We start from the raw sequence: 6,846 nt of genomic DNA, 5'->3' as shown, positions 1-6,846 counted from the left end.
GAGCGACGCACCCAGCCCTGCAGCGATCCGGCCACCGCCTCGATGTCCGACTCCAGTGGTGCGTCGTAGCGCTTGTGGTGGGTGGCGTGGTCGCCGACGACGTTGACCACCGGGGTGTGTGCCCGGCGGGCGTTGTGCAGATTCGCCAGGCCGTTGCCCAGCCCCGGGCCGAGGTGCAGCAGCGTCGCGGCCGGGCGGTCGGCGATCCGTGCGTAGCCGTCCGCGGCGCCGGTGACCACGCCCTCGGACAGGCCCAGCACGCCCCGCATCTCGGGCACACTGTCCAGTGCGGACACGAAGTGCATCTCCGAGGTGCCCGGATTGGTGAAGCACACGTCGACCTCGGCGTCGACGAGGGTGCGGATCAGGGCCTGCGCGCCGTTCATCGTCATCGTCAGTCCTCCCGGCCGCCGAAGAGCACGCCGGGGTTGAGGATCCCGGCGGGGTCGAAGGCCTGCTTCAGTCGTCGCATCAGATCGATCTTGGTGGGGTCCTCCAGCCGGAGGAAGTACCCGGTCTTCGCATGGCCGAGCCCGTGTTCGCCGGAGATCGCCCCGCCCAGCCGCATCCCGGCGGCGAAGATCTCCTCCAGCAGTGCCGAACGCCGCTCGGGGTCCGGCTGGAACACGGCGAGGTGGACGTTGCCGTCCCCGGCGTGGCCGCAGCCGATCACACCGGACTCGGCCCGTTCGGCCGCGGCGCGGGACTCGGCGAGGAACTCCGGCAACGCCGACCGGGGCACGACGACGTCGAGCACGTCGTCGGCGCCCGCGGCCTTGGCCGTCCAGAAGGCGTTCTCCCGGGCCTCGATCAGCCTGCGCGCCGAGGAGCCCTCCAGCACGTACACGTCCGCGGCGCCGAGCTCGTCGAGCAGGGTGCCGAGGGCCTGCACGTCGCCGTCGAGCCGGTCGGCCGCCCGGTTGGCCAGGCCGACCACGAGGTAGGCCTGCGAGGCGTCCCGCACCTCGTCCGGGATGCCCAGCGAGAGCTGGGTGCTGTGCGTGATGGCGGCCATGGTCAGCGCGTCGATGTATTCGAGGATGTGCGGTTCCAGTCCGCTGGAGACGATCTCCGGGACCGCCCGCATCACCGTGTCGAGGTCGTCGAACGGGGCGAGCACGGTGGCCGAGTGCGCCAGCCGGGGATGCAGCTTCACCGTGATCTCGGTGGCCAGCGCGAGCGTGCCCTCCGAACCGATGACGAGCTGAGTCAGGTCGTAGCCGCTGGCGGTCTTCACCGTCCGGCCCCCGGAGCGGATCAGCTCCCCGGTGGGCAACGCCGCCTGGAGGCCGAGCACGTTGTGCCGGGTGACGCCGTAGCGCACCGCGCGCATCCCGCCCGCGTTGGTCCCGACGTTGCCGCCGACACTGGCACTCATCTCCCCGGGGTAGACGGTGTAGCCGAGCCCGGCGCGCGCCGTCTTCTCGTCCAGCTCGGCCAGGGTCACCCCGGGCTGGACCACGGCCACGTGGTTCCCCTCGTCGATCTCCAGGATCGAGTTCATCCGTTCGAACGACACCATGAGGCCGTCGGGGTGCGGGCGCGCCGCCGCGGACAGGCCGGTGCCGGAGCCGCGCGCCGTCACCGGAACCCCGTGGTCCGTGGCCTCCGCGAGCACGGCGGCCACCTCCTCGGCCGTACCGGGGCGGACCACCCAGCGCGGCTTCGCCCGCCCGCCGGTCAGCGCCTCGTCACCGGTGTAGTCCTCGGTCACGTCGTCGCCGGTCAGCACATGGTCCGCACCGACGATGCCGGTCAGTCGCCGCGTCACGTCGTCCGTCGCCTCGCCCATGGGGACGCAGCCTAGTACGCCCGTCGAGCGCCTGGCTATGAATCCGATTCATGTTTCGCCTGCCGGGTGGGACGGCGCCGGGACAGGTGCCCGCGGAACCGTCCCACCCGGCAGGGACCGACTCAGGCGCGGGCGTAGGAGAGCGTCTCGCCCTCCACCCCCCGCAACCACAGGTCCTGCGCGGCCGCGGCCATCTCGGGCAGGCCCTCGACGATCGTGCCGAACACGTTGCCGGGCACCCATCCCGCGTCGCCGTTGATCAGCAGATTGTTCCGCCCGTAGAAGAAGGCCAGGTCGGTGGCGCCCTGCTCGCCGTGCGCCACGCTGCCCTCGTCGTAGCCGTACGCCGGGTTGCCGATCTCCCACGGCTCGAAGCCGAAGTAGACGACGTCGCCGGGGATGGGGGTCACGGTCGGGTTCTCCCGGCCCGGCTTCGGGTCCGCGAACGGCGGGACGAGGGTGTAGACCTCGTTGCGGGCGTACTTGGCGTGGTAGGCCGATCCGCTCTGCGGCAGCGCGTCCCACACCGCCTGGCAGGTGCGCGGCGCCTCGTCGTCGAGCAGCCGCGCGCGGCAGGACACGCCCCGCTTGTCGAGCGTGATCGTGATGTACCGGGCTGACGCGCCCGCCCGGCCGGTCGTTCCCGCCGTCACCGGGCCACCGAGGCGACGACCTCGCCCCAGATGTCCAGGGCCTCGTCGATCTGCTCGGAGGTGACCACCAGCGGCGGGATCATGCGCACCACGTTCATGTACGCCCCGCAGGTCAACAGCAGCAGGCCCTTCTCCGCGGCCTTCTTCTGCACCGCCTGCGCCGTGGCGTTGTCCGGTGCCCCGTCCGCGGTGACGAACTCGGAGCCGACCAGCAGTCCCATGCCCCGCACGTCACCGATCCCGGGGGTCTTGTCGCCCACCGCCCGCGCGCCGTCGAGCAGCTGCCTGCCCCGCGCGGCGGCGTTGTCCACCAGGTTCTCCTCCCGGATGACCTCCAGCGTGGCCAGGGCCGCCGCGCACGCGACCGCGTTGCCGCCGTAGGTGCCACCCTGCGAACCGGGCCAGGCCTTGCCCATCAGGTCCCGCGACGCGGCGATCCCGGACAGCGGGAATCCGCTGGCCAGTCCCTTGGCGATGAGCACCACGTCGGGATGGACGTCGAAGTGCTCGTGTCCCCAGAACTTCCCCGTCCGGCCGAACCCGGTCTGGATCTCGTCCATCACCAGCAGGATCCCGTGCTCGTCGGCGCGGCGGCGCAGGCCGGCCATGAACTCGCTGTTCGCGGGCACGTAGCCGCCCTCGCCGAGCATGGGTTCGACGAAGAACGCGGCCGTCTCCTGCGGCGCGGTCTGGGTGGCGAAGAGGTAGTCCAGCTCGCGCAGTGCGAAGTCGGTGGCCGTCTTCTCGTCCCAGCCGTAGTGGTAGGCGTGCGGGAAGGGCGCCACGTGCACGCCCGCCATCAACGGGGAGATGCCTGCGCCGAACCGGGTGCCCGAGGTGGTCATCGACGCCGCCGCCACGGTGCGCCCGTGGAAGCCGCCCTGGAACACGACGACGTTCGGCCTGCCCGTGGCCTGCCGCGCCAGTCGCAGCGCCGCCTCGACGGCCTCGCTGCCGGAGTTGGCGAAGAACAGCGAGTCGAGCCCGGACGGCAGGACCTCGCCGAGCCGTTCGCTGAGTTCGAGCAGCGGCCGGTGCATGACGGTGGTGTACTGGCCGTGGATGAGCTTGCCGACCTGCTCCTGCGCCGCCTGTACCACCTTCGGGTGGCAGTGGCCCGTGCTCGTGACCCCGATACCCGCGGTGAAGTCGAGGTGACGCCGACCGCTGGTGTCGTAGAGATAGGCACCTTCGCCGTGGTCGACGACGACGGGTGTCGCCTGCTTGAGAATGGGGGAGAGCTGGGCCATGACAGCGTGCTCCTTTGCGACGGTGGCCGGTGGGGTATGCGTGAAGGGCACTTTTCCTGCGTTGAATGCAGGGAACGTGCCCCTCGCTGCGTCACATGCAGGGAAAGTGCCCTGCACGCTCACGCGGGCCCGGGTGAGGCCCGGAGGGTTGTAGATTGTCAACAATATTCGTAGCATGGTGCCCGCAGCGGCGCAAACAGCTACTTTCGGAGGAGTTTCGGATGGCCAGCCTCAGCGAGTCCGGCGTGGTCGACGCGGTCGACAAGGACCTGTTCGTCGGAGGCAAGTGGACCTCCGCCACCGACGGGCGGACGTTCGCGGTGCGGGACCCCGCCACCAACGGCGTGCTGTGCGAGGTCGCCGACGCCTCCCCGGCGGACGGCGCCGCCGCGCTGGACGCCGCCGTCGCCGCCCAGGCCGACTGGGCCGCGCACCCGCCGCGGGAGCGCGGGGAGATCCTGCGGCGGTCGTACGAGACGCTGATGGCCCGTCAGGACGAACTCGCCCTGCTGATGACCCTGGAGATGGGCAAGCCGCTCGCGGAGGCGCGGGGCGAGATCGCCTACGCCGCCGAGTTCTTCCGCTGGTTCGCGGAGGAGGCCGTACGCATCGACGGCGGGTACGCCGTCGCCCCGAACGGCTCGGGCCGGTTCCTCGTCACGAACCAGCCCGTCGGCCCGTCGCTGCTGATCACGCCGTGGAACTTCCCGATGGCGATGGGCACCCGCAAGATCGGCCCCGCCGTGGCCGCGGGCTGCACGATGGTCGTCAAGCCCGCCGCCCAGACGCCGCTGTCGATGCTGGCGCTGACCCGCATCCTCGCCGAGGCGGGGCTGCCCGACGGCGTGCTCAACGTGCTCACCACCACCGACTCGGGCGGTGTCATGGAGCCGTTGATCCGCGACGGCCGGGCACGCAAGCTCTCGTTCACCGGCTCCACCGCCGTCGGCCGCACGCTGCTTCAGCAGTGCTCGGACAAGGTCCTGCGCACCTCGATGGAGCTGGGTGGCAACGCGCCGTTCCTGGTCTTCGACGACGCCGATCTCGACGAGGCGGTCGAGGGCGCCATGGCGGCCAAGATGCGCAACATCGGGGAGGCCTGCACCGCCGCCAACCGGTTCTACGTGCAACGCGGCGTGGCCGACGAATTCGCCCGCAGGCTCACCGAGCGGATGTCGTCGCTGGCGATCGGCAGGGGCACCGAGGACGGCGTCGTCGTCGGCCCGCTCATCGATCCCGACGCGGTGGAGAAGGTCTCCACGTTGGTCAGCGACGCCGCCCAGCGGGGCGCGGACGTGCTCACCGGTGGGGCCACCGTGGACGGGCCGGGCAATTTCTACCAGCCGACCGTGCTCACCGGGGTGCCCACGGACGCGCGGATGGCGAGCGAGGAGATCTTCGGCCCGGTCGCGCCGATCACCGGGTTCGACACCGAGGACGAGGCACTGGCCGCCGCGAACGACACCGAGTACGGCCTGGTCGGCTACGTCTACACCCGCGACGTCAAGCGCGCGCTCCGGGTCAGCGAGAAACTGGAGACCGGCATGGTGGGCCTGAACCAGGGCGTGGTGTCCAACCCGGCCGCACCGTTCGGCGGCGTCAAGCAGTCCGGCCTCGGGCGTGAGGGCGGCACCGTCGGGATCGACGAGTTCCTGGAGACCAAGTACGTCGCGGTGAGCCTGTGACGGCCGGGGATTCGGTCGACGGGGCTCCGAGGGCCGGGGATCCGGTGGACGGGGACACGCGCACGTACGGCATCGCCGCCGTCCCCGGTGACGGCATCGGGGTGGACGTGACCACCGAGGCACGCCGGGTGTTGGACGCCGCGGCGGCGGCACACGGGTTCGCCCTGCGCTGGACGGAGTTCGACTACAGCTGCGAACGGTACCTGCGCACCGGCGCGATGATGCCCGACGACGGTGTCGCCACGCTGGCCGGATTCGACGCGATCCTGCTCGGCGCGGTCGGCTTCCCGGGCGTGGCCGACCACGTGTCGCTGTGGGGCCTGCTGATCCCGCTGCGCCGCGCGTTCTCCCAGTACGTCAACCTGCGGCCGGTGCGGCTGCTGCCCGGCACCACCTCGGCGCTGGCCGGGCGCGGGGCCGACGAGCTGGAGATGGTGATCGTCCGGGAGAACGCGGAGGGCGAGTACTCCACCCTCGGCGGCAGGCACAACGCGGGACACCCGGGCGAGTTCGCCCTGCAGGAGTCGGTGTTCACCCGCGTCGGTGTCGAACGCGTCGTCCGCTACGCCTTCGACCTGGCGCGGACCCGGTCGAAGCGAGTGTGCTCGGCGACCAAGTCGAACGGCATCATCCACACGATGCCGTTCTGGGACGAGGTCTTCGACGCGGTCGCGGCCGAGTACCCCGACGTGGCCGCCGAGTCGTGCCACGTCGACGCGCTGGCCGCCCGGATGGTGCAGGCCCCCGACCGGCTGGACGTCGTGGTGGGGTCCAACCTGTTCGGCGACATCCTCAGCGACCTCGCCGCCGCCGTGACCGGCGGGCTCGGCATGGCCCCGTCGGGCAACCTCAATCCCGAGCACACGCACCCGTCGATGTTCGAGGCGGTGCACGGCAGCGCCCCGGACATCGCCGGGAAGGGCATCGCGAACCCGGTGGCGCAGATCCTCGCGGGCGCGATGCTGCTCGACCACCTCGGCGAGGCCGCGGCGGCCCGCGCCGTGGAGGCGGCCGTGGAGAAGGTGCTGGCCGAGGGCAGGGTCGTCACCCCGGATCTCGGCGGCACGGCGACCACGGCGGAGGTCGGCGCGGCCGTGGCCGGGTCGCTCTGAGCGTTCCCCCGGCCACGGGCACGCCCCGGCCCACCGGGCGGCACCGGACCGGCCGCACCGATCGGTCGACCCGGTGTCGCCCGGGGCGGATCGGGGCATCCCGGCCGCATGAACGTGTTCGGCCTGCCGGTGCCGGGCCCGCTGACGATGGTGGGCACGGCGCTCGGCACCGCACGGGGCGTGGCCGCGGTGGCGAGCAGGCCGCGACGGCACGTGTGGTCCTCGCCGGGGCGTCACTACATCGAGGTCCACGGGGTGCACGGTGTCCAGGGCCCGTCGGTGGCCCGTCGGGTCGAGGCCGCCGTCGAGGCGCACCCCGGGGGTGCGCTGGGCACGGGTGAACGCGCCGTCGTC

Annotated in this window: 7 protein-coding genes; 3 read left to right on the top strand and 4 right to left on the bottom strand. The window is 72.0% G+C overall.

The window, feature by feature from the left end:
- The 4 genes from SACPADRAFT_RS25795 to SACPADRAFT_RS0205890 all read right to left on the bottom strand — a co-directional run.
- Nucleotides 1–386, bottom strand: a 386-nt coding sequence (locus tag SACPADRAFT_RS25795; protein WP_407690015.1) for a thiamine pyrophosphate-binding protein, incomplete at its 3' end; no start/stop codon positions are given.
- 8 nt (nt 387–394) lie between these two features.
- Nucleotides 395–1,792 carry an FAD-binding oxidoreductase gene (locus SACPADRAFT_RS0205900; protein WP_007025832.1) on the bottom strand — a complete coding sequence of 466 codons (1,398 nt, stop codon included), beginning with the start codon at nt 1,790–1,792 and terminating at the stop codon, nt 395–397.
- A gap of 122 nt (nt 1,793–1,914) precedes the next feature.
- Nucleotides 1,915–2,445 carry a DUF3830 family protein gene (locus SACPADRAFT_RS0205895; protein ID WP_007025831.1) on the bottom strand — a complete coding sequence of 177 codons (531 nt, stop codon included), beginning with the start codon at nt 2,443–2,445 and terminating at the stop codon, nt 1,915–1,917.
- Nucleotides 2,442–3,695: an aspartate aminotransferase family protein gene (locus SACPADRAFT_RS0205890; RefSeq protein ID WP_007025830.1), complete on the bottom strand. Its 1,254-nt coding sequence runs from the start codon at nt 3,693–3,695 to the stop codon at nt 2,442–2,444. The genes SACPADRAFT_RS0205895 and SACPADRAFT_RS0205890 overlap by 4 nt, the downstream gene beginning before the upstream one ends.
- A gap of 221 nt (nt 3,696–3,916) precedes the next feature.
- Between SACPADRAFT_RS0205890 and SACPADRAFT_RS0205885 the strand changes: the two genes are divergently transcribed.
- The 3 genes from SACPADRAFT_RS0205885 to SACPADRAFT_RS32290 all read left to right on the top strand — a co-directional run.
- A complete protein-coding gene (locus SACPADRAFT_RS0205885) occupies nt 3,917–5,380 on the top strand; it encodes an NAD-dependent succinate-semialdehyde dehydrogenase (RefSeq protein ID WP_007025829.1) in 1,464 nt (487 codons plus the stop codon).
- 44 nt (nt 5,381–5,424) lie between these two features.
- The gene (locus tag SACPADRAFT_RS0205880) at nt 5,425–6,492 is read left to right on the top strand and encodes a tartrate dehydrogenase (RefSeq protein WP_028662252.1); all 1,068 of its coding nucleotides are present in this window, start codon (nt 5,425–5,427) and stop codon (nt 6,490–6,492) included.
- 108 nt (nt 6,493–6,600) lie between these two features.
- Nucleotides 6,601–6,846 (top strand): hypothetical protein (locus SACPADRAFT_RS32290; RefSeq protein ID WP_007025827.1); only part of this gene is annotated, 246 nt, incomplete at its 3' end.

It is taken from the genome of Saccharomonospora iraqiensis subsp. paurometabolica YIM 90007 (assembly GCF_000231035.2).
Lineage (GTDB): Bacteria > Actinomycetota > Actinomycetes > Mycobacteriales > Pseudonocardiaceae > Saccharomonospora > Saccharomonospora paurometabolica.
Note: the sequence above shows the minus strand (reverse complement) of the source record. Positions and strands in the feature narration are given on the sequence as shown.